This is a genomic window from Pedobacter sp. 01N416, from assembly GCF_056399685.1.
Map to the genome: position 1 here is coordinate 1 of NZ_JBFTRT010000011.1, position 21602 is coordinate 21602.

17 protein-coding genes are annotated in these 21602 nt (G+C 40.0%); 14 read left to right on the forward strand and 3 right to left on the reverse strand.

Features of this window, described 5'->3' with window-relative positions; genetic code table 11:
• The 4 genes from AC1DND_RS01385 to AC1DND_RS01400 form a co-directional block, all read left to right on the forward strand.
• Positions 1–504, forward strand: a 504-nt coding sequence (locus tag AC1DND_RS01385; protein ID WP_477578483.1) for a helix-turn-helix transcriptional regulator, incomplete at its 5' end; no start/stop codon positions are given.
• A gap of 263 nt (positions 505–767) precedes the next feature.
• A complete protein-coding gene (locus AC1DND_RS01390; protein WP_477578484.1) occupies positions 768–3272 on the forward strand; it encodes a TonB-dependent receptor in 2505 nt (834 codons plus the stop codon).
• Positions 3273–3294: 22 nt separating this feature from the next.
• Positions 3295–4554 carry a right-handed parallel beta-helix repeat-containing protein gene (locus AC1DND_RS01395; RefSeq protein ID WP_477578485.1) on the forward strand — a complete coding sequence of 420 codons (1260 nt, stop codon included), beginning with the start codon at positions 3295–3297 and terminating at the stop codon, positions 4552–4554.
• Between the two features lies 1 nt (position 4555).
• Entirely contained in the window at positions 4556–5635 is a 1080-nt protein-coding gene (locus AC1DND_RS01400; protein ID WP_477578487.1) for a phytase, read from the forward strand.
• Between the two features lie 424 nt (positions 5636–6059).
• On the opposite strand, the gene AC1DND_RS01405 is transcribed toward AC1DND_RS01400, so the two are convergent.
• Positions 6060–6956: an AraC family transcriptional regulator gene (locus AC1DND_RS01405; protein ID WP_477578488.1), complete on the reverse strand. Its 897-nt coding sequence runs from the start codon at positions 6954–6956 to the stop codon at positions 6060–6062.
• A gap of 540 nt (positions 6957–7496) precedes the next feature.
• Between AC1DND_RS01405 and spt the strand changes: the two genes are divergently transcribed.
• From spt to AC1DND_RS01455, 10 genes are all read left to right on the forward strand, one after another.
• Entirely contained in the window at positions 7497–8702 is a 1206-nt protein-coding gene (spt, locus tag AC1DND_RS01410) for a serine palmitoyltransferase (protein WP_477578490.1), read from the forward strand.
• On the forward strand, positions 8699–9820 hold the full coding sequence (locus AC1DND_RS01415) for a hypothetical protein (protein ID WP_477578491.1): 1122 nt from the start codon (positions 8699–8701) through the stop codon (positions 9818–9820). The genes spt and AC1DND_RS01415 overlap by 4 nt, the downstream gene beginning before the upstream one ends.
• An 8-nt stretch (positions 9821–9828) precedes the next feature.
• Entirely contained in the window at positions 9829–10806 is a 978-nt protein-coding gene (locus tag AC1DND_RS01420; RefSeq protein WP_477578507.1) for an NAD-dependent epimerase/dehydratase family protein, read from the forward strand.
• Between the two features lie 18 nt (positions 10807–10824).
• The gene (locus tag AC1DND_RS01425) at positions 10825–12150 is read left to right on the forward strand and encodes an inositol-3-phosphate synthase (protein ID WP_477578493.1); all 1326 of its coding nucleotides are present in this window, start codon (positions 10825–10827) and stop codon (positions 12148–12150) included.
• Positions 12150–12605: a phosphatidylglycerophosphatase A family protein gene (locus AC1DND_RS01430; RefSeq protein ID WP_477578495.1), complete on the forward strand. Its 456-nt coding sequence runs from the start codon at positions 12150–12152 to the stop codon at positions 12603–12605. Before AC1DND_RS01425 ends, AC1DND_RS01430 begins: the two co-directional genes overlap by 1 nt.
• A gap of 2 nt (positions 12606–12607) precedes the next feature.
• Positions 12608–12985, forward strand: a complete 378-nt coding sequence (locus tag AC1DND_RS01435; RefSeq protein ID WP_477578496.1) for a GtrA family protein — start codon at positions 12608–12610, stop codon at positions 12983–12985.
• On the forward strand, positions 12986–15529 hold the full coding sequence (locus AC1DND_RS01440) for a DUF5686 and carboxypeptidase-like regulatory domain-containing protein (protein WP_477578497.1): 2544 nt from the start codon (positions 12986–12988) through the stop codon (positions 15527–15529).
• Between the two features lie 10 nt (positions 15530–15539).
• A complete protein-coding gene (locus tag AC1DND_RS01445) occupies positions 15540–16829 on the forward strand; it encodes a DUF4833 domain-containing protein (protein ID WP_477578498.1) in 1290 nt (429 codons plus the stop codon).
• Positions 16830–17122: 293 nt separating this feature from the next.
• Entirely contained in the window at positions 17123–17743 is a 621-nt protein-coding gene (locus AC1DND_RS01450) for a sterol desaturase family protein (RefSeq protein WP_477578500.1), read from the forward strand.
• Between the two features lies 1 nt (position 17744).
• Positions 17745–18686 carry a phosphatase PAP2 family protein gene (locus AC1DND_RS01455; RefSeq protein WP_477578502.1) on the forward strand — a complete coding sequence of 314 codons (942 nt, stop codon included), beginning with the start codon at positions 17745–17747 and terminating at the stop codon, positions 18684–18686.
• A gap of 120 nt (positions 18687–18806) precedes the next feature.
• Here the strand turns inward: AC1DND_RS01455 and AC1DND_RS01460 are convergent, their stop codons facing one another.
• Positions 18807–19733 carry a metallophosphoesterase family protein gene (locus AC1DND_RS01460; RefSeq protein WP_477578504.1) on the reverse strand — a complete coding sequence of 309 codons (927 nt, stop codon included), beginning with the start codon at positions 19731–19733 and terminating at the stop codon, positions 18807–18809.
• Positions 19733–21523, reverse strand: a complete 1791-nt coding sequence (locus AC1DND_RS01465) for a RagB/SusD family nutrient uptake outer membrane protein (protein ID WP_477578506.1) — start codon at positions 21521–21523, stop codon at positions 19733–19735. Before AC1DND_RS01465 ends, AC1DND_RS01460 begins: the two co-directional genes overlap by 1 nt.
• Between the last annotated feature and the right edge of the window lie 79 nt (positions 21524–21602).

Sequence of the window (21602 nt, forward strand, 5' to 3'; positions counted from 1 at the left end):
GCAATAGAGCATGATATGACCAGTCTGGCGCTCAAAAATCTTCAGCTCGAAGAGCAAAATCTTAAACAGTTGCTGGAGGTTAAAAGTAGAGAACTGTCTACCCATACCTTAAATCTGATTAAACACAACCAATTCCTTGAAAATCTTAGGGGTACCTTACAAGCAATGGTAAAAGAGGATAAACGCGATCAGAAAAAGCAGATGAACCAGATCCTCACGGAGATTAATCTGAGCTTTAATCACGAGCGCAACTGGAAAGAATTTACGGTGGCTTTCGAACAGGTGCACCATCAGTTTCTCGAAAGCCTAAAAAAATATAGTAGTGAGCTTACCTCAGCCGATATGCGCTTGATTGCACTGTTAAAAATGAACCTCGATTCGGGCGATATTGCAACCTTGCTTGGGATATCTACTGATAGCTTAAGGGTATCGAGATATAGGCTAAGGAAAAAGCTGAATCTGGCACAAGGCGATAATTTATCAGCATTTATTCAGGCATTATAACCGTTACATCAGCTGTATTATTATTACTTGTTTTTTTGGTTTTTAGAGGCTTAACAATTTGTTAATGTAACGGTRATGAAAGCATAACGGCGTTTTTATGATTGTTTAATTTATTGATAATCATAGTGTTGTATGTTTATGTTGCCTTTTGATATATGCTTGTTGTAACGCTGTTGCCTTTATGTAACCTCAATAATTTCTTTGTGTAAAATGGTGTATACACCTTTGCCCCCGTCGATAATAAAAAGACATGACCAAACACAATGAATAAACGATTACAAATTCTGTTTTTACTTCTTTTTTGTGCGGGCACCGCAAATGCCACAAAACTGAAAGGCCACGTTTACGATAAGCAAACTGGAGAGGCTATTGTAGGTGCAACAGTGGTTTTAGAAAACCCAAGGCGAACAACCAATACCGGATTAGATGGTACTTTCGAGTTTAAGGATGTAAAAGCAGGTGCTGCCAAAATTAGCGTAAGCTACATTACTTACAAAACCATCGAAAAAACCTTAGTGATACTGAAAGAGGATAACGATCACTTAAAGTTCTACATGGAGAGCGATTCGAAAAGCCTTGATGATATTACCATCAAGTCGAATGCAGTTAGTTCTACTGATCAGGGTGCAAGGCGCCTGGAAAAAAATGCCCCACAGCTGATGAATATCGTATCAGGAAGGTCGATAGAGATTTCACCGGATTTAACGGTAGCCAATGTGATGCAGCGTATTTCTGGTGTATCTATAGAGCGCAATAGCAATGGCGATGGACAATATGCCATTTTAAGAGGAATGGATAAACGCTACAATTATACTTTGGTAAATGGCGTGAAAATCCCAAGTCCGGATAATAAATACCGTTATGTTCCGCTTGACCTTTTTCCTTCTGACTTGCTCGACCGTTTAGAGGTGTACAAAACGCTTACCCCAAATTTAGAGGGCGATGCCATTGGCGGTGCCATTAATATGGTGATGAAAAATGCTCCGGGCTTATTGCAGCTAAATGCCAATGTTTCTACAGGTTATAGCCAATTGTTTTTCGACCGTAAGTTTACCAGTTACAATGCTTCAGGTATTAATTATAAATCGCCCTACGAAATAAACGGGAAAAACTATAATGCTACACAGAATGATTTTAGCAAAGGCACACTCGATTATAAATATAAAAATCCTGCACCTAATTTAATCGGAAGCTTATCCTTAAGTAAACGCTTTTTGGATAATAAATTAGGGGTGGTGCTGGCAGGAAGTTATCAGAATACTTACCGCGGTAGCAACAGTACTTTTTACAATAATTCTGTTGTAGGCGTCGATCCTTATGCCAAAATTACCAGCAAAAGTTACCGTGAGTATTCTGAACAGCAACAGCGAACAGGTTTACATGGAAAAATTGATTATGTTTTTAACAAAGACCACCAGATCAGTTTATACAATGTATATGTTAACCTAAAAAACCAGCAGGTTAGAGATGCTGTAACCACCACCTATAATGGGGTTTATAATCCAACAGCTGGGAATGCAGAATTGGTTTATGATACCCGTAGCCGCTTAACCGAGCAACAGATTTATAATACTACGCTTCATGGCGATCATAAATTCTTTGATGATAAATTTAAAGTACAATGGTCGGCGGTTTATTCTTCGGCCAAAAACGATGTACCCGAAAATACCAGCATCAGTTTAAACGGAATACAGCAGAATTTTCAAAGCAAACGTACCAGTTTGGTCAATACTAATCCGGTTACCCGTAGATGGGAACGTAATACTGATGAGGACTTAGCTGGCTACCTGGATCTGACTTACCAGGTTTTGGCTGGCGAGCATAAACTGGATATTATGACCGGAGGTTTATACCGCGATAAACAAAGAAGCAGTTTCTTTAATAACTACAATCTTGCCCCAAGCGCAGCCAATGCATTTGATCTTTACGGTGTGAATTTTCAGAGTTATACCGATTTAAACCTCGTGGTGAGTAATTCTACTGGAGCAGTAGCTAACGCATTAACCTACGATGCAAGTGAAAAAATAGCAGCTGGATATGGAATGTTTAAATATAATTCGGCCAAATTAGAAGTGATAGGAGGGCTAAGGGTAGAGCATACCAATCAGGGTTATAACCTGCTTTTTCCTGCAGGCGAGGCTTTTCCAAAAGGAAATCAGATTTATACTGATCTGCTGCCCAGTTTAACCGCAAAATACTTCTTAAGTCCAAAAGCCCAGTTGCATGCGTCTTATTACAAAGCCCTTAACCGCCCTGGGTTTTATGAAATTGTACCGGGAAGAGTAAAGAACGAAGATTTTATAGAACGTGGTAATGTGAACCTGCAACGCGCTTTGGCCGATAACTTCGATTTACGCTACGAACTTTTCCCCGGTGCTTCAGAACAACTGTTGGTTTACGGTCAGTCAGCGCATATTGCCAATTTATCGTTATTGTTTAAAGACACTAAAAAAGGCTGGGATGTTCAGGTTGCAGGTGCTTATACAGGGCCACGCATTAACACGGTTTCTCAATTTTTAAATAACGATTTGTGGCAGGAAGGATTCGTACAGATGGATGCTTCAGCCGAGAAACGTTTCAAAGGCGGGATCAGTGTTTTTGTAAAAGCCAATAACATCTTAAATACACCGACAAAATTATTTATAAAAGGTACAAATCCTGAGAATAACAACATCAACGAAGACCTCGTTAAAAATGGGAATACATTGATCAGAAGTGATTATTATGGCCAAAACTACCTAGTTGGTTTCAGATATAAGTTTAATTAATAGAATTTAAAGATATAAAGACATGAAATCGAATCAGATTTTTAAATTGATGGTCCTGGTGGTGTTAGCCTTAGCAGGATGCGAGAAAGCCAATATAGATGTAGATACCAGCGCTGTTGATGGTTCGGCAATTGGTGAGGTTTCTGGGGTTTGGGCTAAAGGCAGTACGCAGGTAATTAAAGGCGATATCGTAATCCCGGAAGGGAAAACGCTTACGATTGAAGAAGGGGTAACGGTATTGATGGATACAGTTGCGAAACCAGAAATTATTATAAAAGGCAATTTGTATGCTTTAGGAACCACAGAGAACCCTATTAAATTTACAGTAAACGATTTTTACAAAACGCCGTTAACCAAGTTTGGTAAACTTTGGGGTGGCATTTTGGCTGGTCCAACATGCGAGGAACTGGTGCTTGACCACGTAATTCTAGAATATGGTGGTGCTAAAACATCCGATGCTTCTACTTCGGTAAAAATGGGACTGTACAAGGCTGTTGCGGGCGAAAGTTTGCCAGCACTTTGGTTTGCCAATGCCAGAGGGAGATTGGTGGTTCAAAATAGCACCATCAGAAATTTTCAGGAAGATTGTACTTATATTGAAGGTGGAAGAATCATTTTTGCCAATAATGTGTTTTATACCACTGGTGTAACAGGAGGAGAGGCCATGAACTTTAAGTCGGGCTGTTTGGCTGATATAGCCTATAATTTGGTTTATAGCACCAATACCAATGCCTTAAAATTATCTAATACTGGCGATAAAACGCCCCAAACGTATATTATTGCTTATAACAATACGATGGTGAATACAGGCTGGAGAAGACCAACAGCGAAAGGCGGATCAATCTGGCTGGAAAGTACAGTGCGTGCCGATCTGTATAATAATCTTTTTGCCAACACCCGTTTTGGTGTGAAAAGAGATCCGAAAAAGCCTGAAGATAACCGTTCTGCTTACAGCAATAACTGGTATTACGGTTTCGATCAGGCCACTGTAAACCAGTTTCAGCCAACTGGCGATATTGTAGGCGGTAAAAACGATGTAATTAGTAATGTTGCCGGAGCAAATGACCCTAAATTTGTGAATTATCCATTAAATACTGCAGTTACCAATGCCGATTTTAATACCGCATGGGATTTTCACCTGCAAGGCAACTCACCAGCTTTGGGTAAGGGCATCACCAACTTTACCCGCCATCACCAGACCGGAATTACAATGAAAAATGGTATCACCTATAGCTCACCTTCACCATCAACATTTGTTGGTGCATACGGAACTAAAATATAAAATGAAGCATAATAATATATTAAAACTTGCCGCTTTTGCGATTTTAAGCCTGACCATTTCTTGTAATGGAGGTACGCAAAACGAAAATACTACAGCAGTAAAACCTTTATACGTATCCGATCCTGTCGATTTTGATACTGATGATCCTGCCATCTGGGTAAACCCGAACGATCCGGCGCAGTCTTTGGTAATCGGTACCGATAAAGATAGCAGCGGTGGCTTATATGTTTTCGATCTGAAAGGTAAAATCATCAAGTCGAAAACCGTAAAAGGCTTAAAGCGCCCAAACAACGTTGATATTGCCTATGGTTTATTGTTGACTGGAAAAAAAACAGATATTGCCGTAACCACAGAACGTTACACGCATAAACTAAGGATATTTTCCCTTCCTGATATGAAAGCAATCGATAATGGCGGAATTCCTGTTTTTGTTGGCGAAACAGGCGCAGAGTACCGCGATTTGATGGGGATTTCGATGTATACCGATCCAAGTGGAAAAATTTATGCAATTGTTGGTCGTAAAACGGGGCCTAAAAACGGAGGTTATCTTTGGCAATACCTGTTAACCGATGACGGAAAAGGCAATGTTAAAGCAGATTTGGTTCGGAAATTCGGTCAGTATAGTGGTAAAAAAGAAATAGAAGCCATTGCTGTTGATAACGAATTGGGGTATGTTTATTATTGCGATGAGCAGGTCGGTGTACGCAAGTATTATGCCGACCCGGCCAAAGGGAATAAAGAACTGGCACTGTTTGGGCAGGGCGATTTTGCTGTCGACAATGAGGGGATTGCCATTTATAAAACTTCAGGGAATAAGGGATATATCATTGTATCCGATCAGGGCGCTAAGCAGTTAAAAGTGTACGATCGGGTGGCTAAATCCAATACTGCTCATCCACACCCACTGTTAACCACCATTAAATATTCAGCCAATCAAACGGATGGTATTGATGTGGTTTCAGTTCCTTTAAACGCTGATTTTAAACACGGCTTGTTGGTGGCTATGAGCGATGATAAAACCTTTCATTTTTATAGATGGGAWGATATAGCAGGTAAAAAATTGACTAGTGTAAATCCATAACATTAACATTTGTTTTTTGGAAAGCAATTGCAGGAGCATTTAGGGCGGTTCAGTCCTGCTCCCGCTTCTGCCAATTTGAAGGAAATTGGCATCCCGCTTTGATCAGGTTTAGGAGGCATAAGTAGTACTACTATTATGGGTATAACAAACCCCTGCCCGTTGCAGGTGGGCAACTAATGTAGTTAAGTTAACGAAAAACCAAAAAAGTATTATCATCCTGAGCCTGTCGAAGGGTAAATGTTTTTTGTTTTCGACTAGTGGAGCTGCTGCCAGCAAAGGTCTTCGACAGGCTCAGACTGACAACGCCTACGAGATGTCTCCAGTTGCGGTCGTCACCCTGACCTGTAGTGAAACGGAAAGCTACGAAGTAAACCGAGCTTTAAGCGAGCTCACCGAAGGTAATTAGCAGTCTGATGAGATTGATCTATACCGCAATATTATTCGATAATTTATACTCAGACGGGGTAATGCCCGTCTGTTTTTTGAAATACTTTCCAAAAAAAGAGGAGTTGCTAAAGCGCAGTTCCATAGCCACCTCCGAGATGTTCATAACATGGCTGGTTAACAGTAGTTTCGCCTCCCTGATCACCATTTCATCAATAACTTCCCCCGCTGTTCTGTCGGTTACTTGTTTAACAACCTGTGATAAATGCCTTGGCGTGATGCGTAAACAGTTGGCATAATAAATTACACGTTTTTCCTTCTTAAAGTTTTCCGATACCAGCGATAAAAACCGATTGGTAAGTTCTGTCTTGCTATCATGAGCAAAAGGTATCGGATCTTTCCGTTTATTCTTTAGCAAAAAGATGTCGTACAAAAGCTCTAGGAAGCTATTGTGCACAATATTTTTAATCTGCGGGGTGTCTTTAGGTACATTCAGTTTTTTGTGCAGCGCAAGCATGTCATAGTAAATGAATGTGTATTCTTCTTTTGATAATGAAAATTTATGAGTAGGATCGTTCTGGAACATTCTGTAAGCTTCTCCGCTATTAAAGAATATCCCCTTGGTTTTTAAATAATTTTTATTAAAATGGATGCTGATGAAAGAAACATCACTGTTGTTCTTAATCTCATAAACGGCATGTGGAAAAATGAGTAGAATATCTCTTTGATTTAATACATGCTCTACAAAATTTATCCGGAGGTTCATCTTTCCTTTTGTGATCAGAATTAAAGCATAACTCGATACGCGAAAAGGTTCCGAACTGCAATAATGTGGATCGCTACTATGGTGGATTTTTGCCATCAATCCATCATTTAAAGAAAGCGCTTCCTCATGGTTTTTTTCTGAAAAAGTTTTATTGAGTAACTCTTGTTGCATAAAATCGTTCAGCGTTTTTTAATAATTTCTTAACAGATTCGATCATCTTTTGCACTACAATTTTAGCCACCCTTTTATGGATAGTTTTTCGCCCTTTATCTGTCGGATTTTGTACTGGCAAATGTAATGTTCGAGATCAATTTTGCAATAACAATTTTTTAAAATGACTAATTTCTGATTAATTTTCAATCTTTTGATTAATAAATATCAAATTTTAATTGACTTAAAAACAGTAAATTATGTTATTTGTTGTGCTGTTTTGTATGTTTTTTATCGTTTTACTATTTTATAATAAAAGTCAGAATGTCAATTGGTCAATTCATCTGAATGTCACATTTCGTCGATCCAACTTTTTGACCAATATATCCCACATTTGAACCTTTTTTTGGCTTCAATTCCGCGTTAAAATTGTGTTATCAAATCGTTTGGTTAATGCGGCCTTAATCTACCTAGTTGATTTTAATCTCTACAAGTAGCATTCAGGTACAGGCCAAATTTTCAGAACAGGGTTTTAAAAACTGAAGAATATAAGTGTTCAGCATGCGTAAAAAATTACAAGATAGAATTGCCTCTTTTAAGGATGCGGCGGTGATAAAAGAAAAGGGATTATATCCTTATTTCAGGTCGATAGAATCGGGCCAGGATACCGAGGTGGTTATAAATGGGAAAAAGGTACTCATGTTTGGTTCCAATTCCTATTTAGGGTTAACCAATCATCCTAAAATAAAAGAAGCCGCAAAAGCAGCTATCGATAAATATGGGACTGGCTGTGCAGGATCGCGTTTTCTGAACGGCTCGCTCGATATTCATCTCGAATTGGAAAATCGCCTCGCAGAATATGTGGGCAAAGAAGCGGCAGTGCTTTTTAGTACTGGTTTTCAGGTCAACCTAGGGGTAATATCCTGTTTATTAGATCGTAACGATTATCTGTTATTGGATGAGTACGACCATGCCTCGATTATTGATGGAAGCCGTTTGTCCTTCTCGCGCACCATCAAGTATGCGCATAACGATATGCAGGACCTGCGCCGAAAACTGAGCAGATTACCTGAAGATGCCGCTAAACTGATTGTTTCTGATGGCATTTTCAGTATGGAAGGCGATTTAGTTAATCTTCCAGAAATGGTAAATATTGCCAATGAATTTGGTGCCAATATTATGATGGATGATGCGCACAGTTTAGGAGTAATCGGCTTTAATGGATCGGGAACGGCATCACATTTTAATCTTACGGAGGATGTAGACCTGATTATGGGCACTTTTAGCAAATCGCTGGCCTCATTAGGTGGTTTTATTGCGGGCAATGCCGAAACCATCGAATATATCAAGCACCGTGCCCGTTCACTGATGTTCAGCGCAAGTATGCCGCCTTCTGCTGTAGCAAGTGTAATTGCTGCATTGGATATTATCGAATCAGAGCCTGAGCGTATTGATAAACTCTGGGCCAATACAGAATATGCGAAGAAACTTTTGCTCGAGGCCGGTTTCGATATCGGGCACAGCAATAGTCCGATTATTCCCATTTACATCCGCGATAATACCAAAACCTTTATGATTACGAATATCCTTCAGCAAAATGGGGTATTTGTAAACCCGGTCGTTTCACCAGCGGTGCCTTCCGATTCATCATTGATCAGGTTTTCTTTAATGGCCACGCATACTTTCGAACAAATTGATTCAGCCATAAGCAAACTAAGTGCTGCTTTTAAAGCTGTTAATGTAGAATTAGTAGGAAGCCAATCATGAGAGAACTGGTAAAAGTTTCTGGTAAAAAAGCATTAAAGGCGTTTGTAGATTTTCCACACCAATTGTATGCGGCCGATGTAAACTATGTCCCTGAGCTTTTTATTGCCCAACGCGACTTGCTTACCCCAGGCAAACATCCTTTTTACGAACATTCTGAAATACAGCTTTTTTTACTGTACGACGAAGGTAAAGTAGTTGGGCGAATTGCGGCAATTAACAATACAAATCACAATAAAGTTTACGGCGGACATGATGGTTTCTTCGGTTTTTTCGATTGTATAAATGATGCGGAAGTTGCCTTGCAGCTTTTAAATGCAGCACAGGATTGGTTATCGGAAAGAGGGCTGACAAAAGTTTTAGGTCCGGTAAATTTTTCAACCAACGAAGTATGCGGATTACTGATTGAAGGTTTCGATGGGCCACCTGTGGCCATGATGCCATATAATGCGCCATATTATCTGTCGCTTTTAGAGCAAACCGGCTTTCGGAAAAATGTCGATTTAAGGGCATACCGCTACACTGCGGGCAATTATAGCGAAAGATCGGTTAAACTGCTGGATAGGATAGAAGAACGGCTGCTCCGTAACGACATTGTGCTGCGTAAAATCAACATGAAGAAATTCAAGGAGGAGTGTAACGCCGTGAGGGAAGTATACAATAAAGCATGGGATAAAAACCTTGGTTTTGTACCGATGACGGATAAAGAATTCGACTATACCGCAAACGATTTAAAACTGATCCTCGACCCAGAGTTTTGTATCCTGGCAGAACAGCATGGCAAGATTGTGGGTTTTGCATTGGCCATTCCTGATATCAATCAGATCCTGATCAAAATTAAACGAGGTAGGTTGTTCCCTACAGGTTTAATCAAACTTTTGGCCAATAAAAAGAAAATTGATGGCATCCGTATTTTGTTGCTTGGCGTAGTAGATGGTTACCGTAAAATGGGGATTGAAGCTTGCCTTTATGGCCGTATCATCAAACATTTTAAGGCTAAAAACATGAAATATGCAGAGGCCAGCTGGACTTTAGATCATAACGATCTGATCAATAAACCTATTGAAGATATTGGTGGTAAACTATATCGTAAGTACAGGATTTTGGAGAAAGCGATATGAAAAAGCGGGTGTTGATTACAGGCGCGACAGGATTTGTAGGGTATCACCTGATTAAATCTGCTTTGGCGAATGATCTCGAAGTGTATGCAAATGTACGTCAATCGGCCACTGCAACACATCTTAAAGATTTTCCGATCAACTATGTTGACCTTGATCTTTCTTCCATATACCTGTTGAAGGAAAATATAGAGGAAAAAAGATATGACTACATCGTGCATGCAGCTGCGGTAACCAAGGCAAAAAAACTCGATGATTACAATCAGGTAAACGCCATTTATACCCGGAACCTGGCTTTGGCGGCTTCAAAATCGGCACATAGCATAAAGAAATTCGTATTTATCAGCAGTTTGGCCGCACTGGGGCCTTTAAATCGGAAAAATGAAAAACTGACAGATATGGGGGCATCAAATCCGGTAACCAATTATGGGATCAGCAAAGCACTTGCAGAGACATATTTATCGCTGATCCCCAATCTGCCCTTAATTACCTTCAGGCCTACCGCAGTATATGGGCCGAGGGAGAAAGACATTTTCATATTGATTAAAACCATTAAAGCAGGACTGGAGCTGTATATCGGAAGACAGGAACAGGAACTGAGCTTTGTGTACGCCACCGATCTGGCCAATATTATTATAAAAGCACTTTCATCTGATGTGGTTGGCAAAAGTTATAACATTTCTGATGGGGCAGTTTATAGCCGTTCTGCACTAGCTAGCCATGTGCGCAAGGCCTTAAACAAAAAAACGTTGACCGTGAATGTACCTGTGCAAATGATTAAGGGCCTTGCCTGGTCGATGGAACGGTTGTATGGCGTGTTTAATAAGATTCCTGCTTTAAATGTAGATAAGATAAAAGAACTCACCGCGCTCAATTGGGGCTGCGACATTAAAAATATTCAGAACGACTTTGGTTTTGTGCCCCAATTCGGACTCGAACAAGGGCTTAATGAAACCATAAACTGGTACCGTAAAAACAATTGGTTATAAGATTTTAAATAAAATAGAATGAAACAACAAGTAAAAGCAGCTGAAGGCAAGCTGGGAATATTAATGCCAGGATTAGGCGCTGTAGCAACAACCATGATTGCCGGAGTTGCTGCAATTAAAAAAGGGATATCAAAACCGATCGGTTCGTTAACACAGATGGGTACCATCCGTTTGGGCAAAAGAACAGAAAAAAGAGAACCAAAAATTAAAGATTTTGTGCCTCTGGCTGGTCTTGAAGACTTGGTTTTCGGTGGCTGGGATGTTTATGAAGATAATGTTTACGAAGCGGCAATGAATGCCCGCGTATTAGACGCTAACCTTTTGCGCGACGTACGCGAGGAATTACAGGCCATTAAACCGATGCGTGCTGCTTTCGACAGAAATTATGTAAAAAACCTTGATGGTAAATATGTAAAAGATCTCGATAACCGTTACGAACTGGCATTAGCCGTAATGGAAGATATTAAAAACTTCAAAGAAGAAAACAATTGCGACCGTATTGTATTGGTTTGGTGTGGTTCTACTGAAATTTATTTTGAACCATCAGAAGTTCACGAATCGCTTGCTGCGTTTGAGCAAGGTTTAAGAGATAACGATTTGCGTATTGCGCCAAGTATGATCTATGCTTATGCTGCATTAAAATTAGGAATTCCTTTCGCTAATGGAGCACCAAACTTAACGGTTGATATTCCTGCCTTAATCGAACTGGCTAAAGAAACCGATACCCCAATTGCTGGTAAAGATTTTAAAACCGGTCAAACTTTAATGAAAACCATTCTGGCGCCTGGTTTGGCGGCACGTTCGTTAGGTGTAAACGGTTGGTTTTCTGATAATATTTTAGGTAACCGCGATGGTTTGGTGTTAGACGATCCTGATAATTTTAAAACAAAAGAAGTATCTAAACTTGGTGTACTGGAAGATATCTTTAAACCAGAGGTTAACCCTGATTTGTATGGCGATATGTACCACAAAATCAGGATCAACTATTATCCGCCTCACGGTGATAACAAAGAAAGCTGGGATAACATCGATATTTTTGGTTGGTTAGGTTATAAAATGCAGATCAAGATCAATTTCCTTTGCCGCGATTCGATTTTAGCTGCACCGATTGTATTAGATCTTGCTTTGTTTATCGATTTGGCTAAACGTGCAAACCTATCGGGCATTCAGGAATGGTTATCATTCTACCTGAAATCGCCACAAACGATTCCAGGTGTACCTGCAGAAAACGATATTTTTAAACAGTTGATGAAACTTCAGAACACCTTACGTTACATCATGGGCGAAGAATTGATCACCCATTTAGGTCAGGATTATGAAGAAGAACTGATAGAAACAGTATAGTGTTTATCCACAAATTTCTTTCAACGGCTCTGGGAATCGGGTATATCGGCAAGGGCGCAGGTACTTATGCTGCTATAGCAACCTGCATCTGCTGGCATCTTTTCCAGAGCCCTTATACCAACCCTTATTTATGGCCGATACTTTTCACTATGCTCATCGTGATGTTGGGGGTGATGAGTGCCGATCGGGTGGAAGAGATTTGGGGAAAAGACCACGGTAGGGTGGTGATTGATGAAGTGGCAGGAATGTGCATCACCCTATTGTTTGTGCCTCTGAAATGGGAATACACACTAATAGGACTTGTTCTTTTTAGATTTTTCGATATCCTCAAGCCGCTTTACATCCGAAAACTCGAAGAATTGCCAGGTGGTTGGGGGGTAATGGCCGATGATGTGCTGGCCGGGATTTATGCAAATGTTATACTGCAACTGGTTGTTGCTTTAGAACTGTTTTAACCATGATGTTCACTTATCTAAAAGCACAGGCATCATCCTTAGTGGCCTCGGCAACAGATTTTGGTGTGACCATTATTGCCGTAAATCTTTTTGGCTGGTGGTATCTGGCAGCAAGTATTACAGGTACGGTTGCAGGTGGAGCAGTTAATTTTTATGTGAACCGGAAATGGGTTTTCGAAAGTGAATCTACCGCTATTAAATGGCAGGTGCTGAAATATATTTTGGTATGGGCCGGCAATCTGATCATCGTAACCGCGGGTGTGTTTATGCTCACCCATTTTTGTAGTCTCAATTATGTTCTCGCTAAAGTGCTCAGCTCAGTTATAACCGGGTTAAGCTACAATTATATCATGCAAAAGCAGTTTATTTTTTCAAGTTAAATGAAACCGATTTATTCATTTTTTCTCCTCGTGGTGCTCAGTTTTATTTTGCAGGTAAATGCTTTTGGCCAAAGAACAGTAGTATCTGGCATCGTGCGCGATGCGGTTACCAAAGAAACATTGCCCAATGTTTCCGTTTTTTTTAAGGATACTAAAATAGGCATACAAACCGATGTAAACGGAAAGTACACATTGGTTTCTCCCGATCCTCAAAACGAAATCACGTTTAATTATGTAGGTTATCGGGCGGCTTTTAAAAATGTTATACCATCTGCAACGCAGGAACTCGATATTGCATTGGTTCCTGATTCAAAAGCTTTGGACGAAGTGATCATTGTGGGTGGTAAAAAGATAAAATACCGAAACAAAGATAATCCCGCGGTAGAATTGATCCGCCAGGTAATTGCCCATAAAGATGAAAACCGGATTAAGAGTTACAATACGGTGTCTTTTAGGCAATATGAGAAGATGTTGTTTTCGTTGAGCAATGTTTCGGAAAAGTTTAAGAACAAAAAGATGTTCAGAAATTATCAGTTTTTATTTCAGGAACAGGATTCGACCTTAATTGGCGGAAAAAACCTCTTGCCTGTGTACATTCAGGAGAAACTGGCCGATAGTTACCTCAGTAAAGATCCGGAAAGAAATAAAACTGTTGTTATTGCTGAGAAACAGGTCAACTTCGATAGCAGGTACATCGATAATAAGGGAATGAAAACTTATTTCGATAGGATGTATCAGGATATTGATATTTATAAAAACAACATCTCCGTAATCAGTAACGAATTTTTAAGTCCGATTTCGGATGGAGCACCTGCTTTTTATAAGTTTTTTATTACCGATACGTTAAAAAATCAAAAACCTCAGGTTATTGAACTTTCTTTTACCCCCCGAAATACAAACGATATGTTGTTCGAAGGAAAGATTTATGTAACGAATGATAGCCATTACGCCGTTACGGGTGCTTCATTTGGGGTAAATAAAAACATTAACCTCAATTTTGTTCGTGCGCTAAAAATCGATCTCGATTTCGAAGCCAACAACAAAGGTAAATACAGTTTAAGTAAAAGCAATCTGCTGGCCGATTTCGGTATCGGCAAAACCAAAGGCATAGGTTTTACCGGCGAGCGTACCGTTACCTATAAGAATTACCAGTTTGATATGGTTCTGCCCGATACTATTTTTCAAGGGAAAAGTACCGTTGTGCGGGCCGATGCAGCAAAAAAAGACGATAAATTCTGGGAGCAAAACAGACTGGATACCATTTCGAAGAACCAGCTGAAGATTTATGGTAATATCGATACCCTGCAAAATCTGCCATCTTTTAAACGGACAATGAGAATTGTTACCCTTTTATTTGCAGGCTATCAGAATTTAGGCCCTTATGAAATTGGTCCGGTAAATACATTTTATAGCTTTAACAATGTAGAAGGTTTAAGGCTGCGGGTAGGCGGCCGAACAACACCAGAGCTTAGTAAACGTTATTATTTCGAAAACTATTTGGCTTATGGGATTAAAGATGAGAAATGGAAGTTTTTTCTTTCCGGAACTTATTCGCTGAACAATAAATCGATCTACGAATTCCCCCAAAACTACGTTAGGGCCAGTTTTCAACGCGATACAAAAATTCCCGGACAAGAGCTACAGTTTGTGCAGGAAGATAATTTCCTGCTCTCGTTTAAAAGAGGAGTAAACGATATGTTGCTTTACAACGATTTTTATCGTTTAGATTATGTTAAAGAATTCGAAAACCACTTTTCTTACAACCTTGGCTTTAAAAAGTGGAGCCAAACGCCTGCCGGTGGACTCAATTACCTAAACGGAGCAAATCAGTCTGTCAACAGGTTAAGCACCAGCGAAATTTCCTTGCAATTAAGGTACGCGCCGAATGAAAAGTTTTATCAGGGAAAAATATACCGTGTACCCATTGCCGATCGTTATCCGGTATTTAATTTGCGTTATACTGCAGGTTTAAAGGGCGTTTTCGGTGGCGAATACAATTACCATAATTTAATGGGAAGCATCGATAAACGTTTCTATTTATCACAGTTAGGCTATAGCGATGTAACTTTCGAAGGTGGTTATATCGCCGGAAAAGTGCCTTTCCCTTTATTGGCCATACACCGAGCCAACCAAACTTACGCCTATCAGCTCAACTCTTATAACCTGATGAACTTCCTCGAGTTTGTGAGCGACCATTATGTAAGCATTAATATAGACCACAATTTTAACGGCTTCTTTTTTAATAAAGTACCATTAATTAAGCGGTTAAAATTAAGGGAAGTGGTTTCGTTTAAGGCATTATATGGTGGGTTGAGGAACGAAAACAATCCAAATTTCCAATCAGGACTATATCAGTTTCCCGTTTACGAAAATGGCGCACAAAGAACTTATGCATTGGGTAACGAGCYCTACATGGAGGGCAGTGTTGGTGTAGGTAATATCTTTAAACTATTGAGGGTAGACGTGGTGAAGCGGTTCAACTATCTCAATAATCCGGAGGTTTCGGAGTGGGGAATAAGGGCAAGGGTAAAATTTGATTTTTAAGAAAAAAGCTATGGGAAAAAATCTAAGAGACAGTCTGCAACAGGGCATATACAAGGTGATCAATCCTTTTGTAAAGGGACTGATAAAAATAGGTTTAACGCCTAATGCGGTGACGACCATTGGCCTGATCCTGAATATCGGTGTGGCCGTAATTTTTGTGCTCGGTGCCGAAAAATCGAACCGTGGCGATATGTCATACATCGGTTGGGGAGGGGCGCTGGTGCTTTTTGCGGGTCTGTTTGATATGCTCGATGGTCAGGTGGCGCGATTAGGGAACATGAGTTCGAAGTTTGGTGCTTTGTACGATTCGGTTCTTGATCGCTATAGCGAAATGATCATGTTTTTGGGCATCTGTTATTACCTGGTTGCGCATCATTATTTTTTAAGTTCCTTGTTTGCGTTTATCGCATTAATCGGCTCGATGATGGTGAGTTATACCCGCGCAAGGGCCGAGGGATTAGGTGTGGAGTGTAAAGGCGGTTTAATGCAAAGACCAGAAAGGGTAGTAACCATTGGCGTTTTTGCCATAGCCTGTGGTATTGCAGGTCATTTTATTGGCGGCAATTACAAAGTTTACGTACCAGGTGTTTCATTCCATGTTTTCGAAACGATGTCGATTTTTACCATGCCCATTACCCTAATGGCAGTATTGACCAATATCACTGCAGTTAAAAGGTTACAGGAAGCCAAAAAAGGACTCGAAGCGCAAGAATTTAATGAGCGAAAAGGAAATAACAAGGCGGCATTAATTGCGGGTTTGGTATTAATGGGAAGTTTAACTGGAGTACTTCCCTTTAATGCAAATGCGCAGGGATTAGATCCTTCTCCGATTACTTTTCCAACGCCAAAAGATATCAGTAATCAGCTGTTTTATTTACAGCGCGATCCGAATACCAATACCATTATCTGCCAGCTAAATGTAGACAAACATGGCGAAGTAAATAAAGAACAGCCCGTAAATGTATTTTGGATGCGCTACGGAGATAAAGGCGAGAAGAAAGAACTGAGTTATATCCAGCGGAAATTTGCATATGGCATTATCAGCAAAAATCTGGGTAACGGTCAGTTCGAATTGAGGTTTACCTCGCATAAAAAACTGCCAATGTACCTGAATAAATCTGGTGCAGATAAAAAATACCATGTTTTTGCCACCATTAACAATAAAAAAATGCAGTTAGAACGGATTTTCCTTCGGATTGAGGGCGGTACCTTTTGGTTTCCGAATGTAAAATATGTAGAGATAAAAGGTGTTGATGCTTCGGAGCCTTCAAAAGTGTTAGTTGAAAGGATTAAGGTTTAGCTGATGTCATTCTGAGTGCAACGAAGAATCTTTTACTATTTAGGGCCAGGGGTTGTGTGCTGTAGGTTAGAGATTCTTCACTGCGTTCAGAATGACAGCGATTTGTCAGTCTGAGTGGAGTCGAAGACTTTCACTAAACGCTCACTTGATCCGTCATTTCGAGCGGAGTGCAACGAAGCCGAGAAATCTAAAAGATAGATCTCTCCATTTCGCTCTCGATGAAAAATCGGTGCGCTCGAGTCGAGATGACGATTACACATTAACCGAGTCGAAGACCAGTTAAAATATTACCAATGAAAAAGAATTTTGTTTCAAATTCGACAGCATCTATCAGGATGTTTAAAAATGACTTTTTAGAAAGCCTATCAAAAGTTAGGTTTTATGTGCCTTTGATTGTTTATGTTCCGGTTATTGCTTTCCTTTTTTGGAAGGCGCTTTGGGAAATCGAAATGCCTGTTTTGAGTTTTGCAGGTTGGTTTTTGTTAGGCCTGGCCATCTGGACAATTACCGAATACATCCTGCACCGCTATGTTTTCCATTTCGAACCGGAAGTCGAATGGGGCAAGAAAATCCATTTTATTTTTCACGGTGTACACCACGATTACCCCAACGATGCCAAAAGATTGGTGATGCCACCTTCGGCTAGTATCCCTATGGCTTTGGGTTTTTATTTTCTTTTCGATTGGTTATTGCCCGATACAGTGGTTTATCCATTTTTTTCCGGTTTTATGATCGGCTATCTATTTTACGATATGGTGCATTATGCACTTCACCATGCCAATTTTAAAAGTGGTTTCTGGAAACAGTTAAAACAGCACCATATGCTTCATCATTATTCCGATTCGACCAAGGGGTATGGGGTAAGTTGGACTTTTTGGGATCATATTTTTAGATCTAATTTTGATAAAAAATAACATGCAGCAAGAAGTATTGCTTAAAAACAGTTTTTATAATCTTCGGAATATTTATCTAACAGTTGCTATATCTGTTGGATATCTATTGTTATCAGTACTACTGGTCGGCTTTAAAACCGATCAGCTGGTGCTGATTTTTATTTTTAATGCTTTGTTTTTTATTTCGAAGGGAACCAGGCAGTTTATCCTCGGCTTTTCAATCTTTATTGTCTATTGGATTCTGTTTGATTACATGAAAGCCTTTCCAAACTATCTTTTTAATACGGTACATATTGAAGATTTATATGACCTGGAAAAAAATACTTTCGGCATTAACTACCATGGCTTAATACTTACACCTAACGAGTATTGGAAAATAAACAGTACAACATTTTTAGATGTATTAACCGGGTTTTTCTACCTGATGTGGGTACCTGTTCCACTGGCATTCGCTACTTATTTGTTCTTTAAGAATAAAGAACAGTTTGTTTGGTTTTCGCTCACCTTTGTGTGGGTAAATTTATTAGGCTTTGTGTTGTACTACGCTTTTCCGGCTGCACCACCGTGGTATGTGCAGGAGCATGGCTTCGAATTTATCGCGAAAACTGCCGGCAATACTGCCGGATTGGCCCGGTTTGACCATTATTTTAACATTACACTTTTTCATGGCATATACAGCAAAGGCTCTAATGTATTTGCGGCCATGCCATCGCTGCACTCGTCTTATCCTGTTATAGTTGTTTATTATGGTTTAAAAAACCGCTTGGGGAAAATCAATATTTTTTTTGCTGCCGTAATGCTTGGAATCTGGTTTTCGGCTGTTTATACCAGTCATCATTATACGCTTGATGTATTAGCCGGATTAAGCTGCGCCATAGTAGGTATTATTTCTTTCAATTATTTAATGCGGAATACTAAGTTGAAACAGTTTGCAGCAAATATGATAAGTGCCATTCGTAATTAAGAAAGCCCAATAACCGATCGGTTATTGGGCTTAGGGGCACAAGTTATTGGAATTAGGAATGAAACTAATTATTTAACACTTACCCATTTGTTTGAGCATGTGATCTGGTGCTCAAGATTATTAGAAAGTGTGTGGGAAATATTCGTTTTCAACTGTTCCGTCATCGTACATTTTAAGTATTGCATACCCGGGAGGTGTTTCCAGGTAATAACCTGGGCCCGCCGATTCTGCATCACCCTTGCCCCACCAAAAACCACTCATGGCTCCATTGCAACAGTAGCGAACACCATTGTAAACGGTTTGATCGGAAAGATGGTTATGGCCGCTGAGGCAGATTTTTACCTTATCCCGGTGTTTGTAGAAGAGATCTTTCAGTTTTTTACAATCCGAATGTCCGCCACCAACCAATACCTGGGTGGTGCCCAGGATTGGATAATGCGACATAAGCAGGGTAGGCGTACCAGCGGGCAGGTTTTTTAATTCCTGCTCAAGCCAGTTATACTGCTCATCATCAAGCGAAATTTTGCTGTTATTTCCATCAAGGATAATAAAATGCCAGTTCTTTTTGGAGAAACTATAATAACGGCTAGGAATCTTTAGCCGTTTCACAACATAGTTCTTTCCATACATTTCATCCTCTTTTGTAGGTGCTTTCCACCATGTATCGTGGTTGCCAATACAGCTGTGTATTTCGTATTTATCAATTGTTTTAATACAATCATCCCAAATACCCCATTGTTCGGTTACCTGGTTGCGTACTACATTATCGTAAGAAGCATCGTTAATCGAATCTCCTCCGTTTAAGAAGAAATCAATTTTATGTTTGCTGATAATCTGTTTTAAACAGGCTTTAAATCGCTCAGGAGCATTTTCTCCTGCACGTATGTGCACATCGGTAATATGTGGAACAGTAAGCATCAGTTTTTTACCTTTTGGTTTATCCAAAAGTGCTTCTGAAGCCAGTGCTGGTAATGTGCCTGAAAATGCAGCACCTGCTGAGATCCCTATGGCCTTTAGTAAAGACCTTCTTTTTATTTCTTTCATCATTACCAACCAAAAATTTGTTTCAGTTTAGGGTTTAGGATTACTTGTTGTTGCGGAATAGGGCGATAATAGAATTTTGGTTCCTCAAAAATTCTAACCACATTTTCTGTTACGATATTACCTCCAGTGTTGCCGTTCTTTAAATAAACCGTTGCATCAGTCCCGATTAATCCTGCACGGTAATAAATAAGTTTTACCCCAAGTGAGTTCTTTTCTTTCTGGTCTTCGCCAGGTATGGTTGCCGTTCTGTCAATCAGAATAATATCTTCAACCCCATCACCGGTAAGATCATATTTGCCTAATCCGGCGAAGTACATGCCTTCAGGACTTTTGGTAAGCAGTTTACCCACCTTCCAGCGCATTAAATCGTCAAAGCGCATGTTTTCGAAAGCATATTCTACCCTGCGTTCCCTTCTAATTTCAAGTATAACACCTGCGTTAGCGGTAACATTTGGATATTGCAACTGCAATGCTGGATCTGGATTGACGTTAGCCGTTGCCAGATTAAGATCGGGCAAGCCTGCTCTTCTACGAAGCAGATTTACCGATTGGTCTAGCTGGGTTTGTGTTAGTGTACCTAATTCGGCAAGTGCTTCAGCATAGGTTAATAGCACCTCTGCATAACGGTATACCGGAAAATCTACACTATTTAAGATCGAGTTATCGGTACTGTTTACATAACCTTTCAACTGATGGTAACCTGTAAAGTTTTTATTTAAGCGCTGAATATACGGTGTAGGATCGGGTACTCTTATCCACCCCGGGTAAACCATGGTCTGCGACATCCGTGGATCGCGGTTTTTAAATTCTGCTACAAAGCCCAGTTGTGCGTAGTTTGCTACATCAGTAAACCTACTTCCATCTTTCATTAAGTACGTTTGCAATAGGTCTTTGGCTGGTGCCTGCTCATAATCGCCAAATACAGTCGAATTCACATTCTGGCTTTTGCTCTTACTCAGGTCGAAGATGTTAACCAGAATCACTTCGCTGTTGGCAGTTAAATCCTGACTGGAGAAAAGCGTTGCATAATCTTGTTCCGGCTTTCCGGTATTGTAAATGTTAAATTTTTTGCCAGCGATGATCTCACCAGAAATTTTTGCTGCAGTTTCTAAAAAAGTATTTGCTGAACTACTTAAATTCAGTTCGTTATGGTATTTACGATAAGTACCTTCGTAAAGTGCTGCCCGTGCATACAAAGTGGCTACTGCCCATTTCCCCGGAGTACCCACCGGAACACTTTCCCTTACATTTTTATAGGCAAAATCTAAATCGGCCATTATACTGTCGGCAATTAATGTCCTTGGATCGCGGGCTTTGTAAAGTTCTTCATCGCCTGGTTCCAATGTGCCTGAATACCAGGGTACATCAGAAAAACGCTTTACTTTGTCTAAATAGAATTCGGCACGGTAATACCTGGCCAAACCTGCATAGTGGTTTTTAACGACAGCAGAAACCTGTGCTTTTCCATAGTTTTCCAGAAAGTAATTAATGTTTCTTAATCTGCCCCAGCTCCAGCCAGATGTAATATTCTGGGCATTTGTGTTACCCGTCATGACATTTTTTACCTCAACTGCCGCGGTGGTAGCTACGTTATCTGTACTCTGATCGTTAAGATAAGTATTGCGGTCTGGCTGAGAGAGTAGGCCATTTACGTAAAGCGAAAGATCACTTTCGGTATTAAAGAACAGGTTAGGTGAGATGGATGTTTGTGGGAAACGGTCCAGCCCAGCTTTTTTACAGGCTGCGAGCATACCCGCAGCTGCAATAAATACGATATATATATACTTTTTCATTTTTAAAATGATTTAAATGTGAGGGCTTAGGTTAAAAATCGAGGTTTAAACCAAAAGCATATCTGCGTTGGTAAGGGTA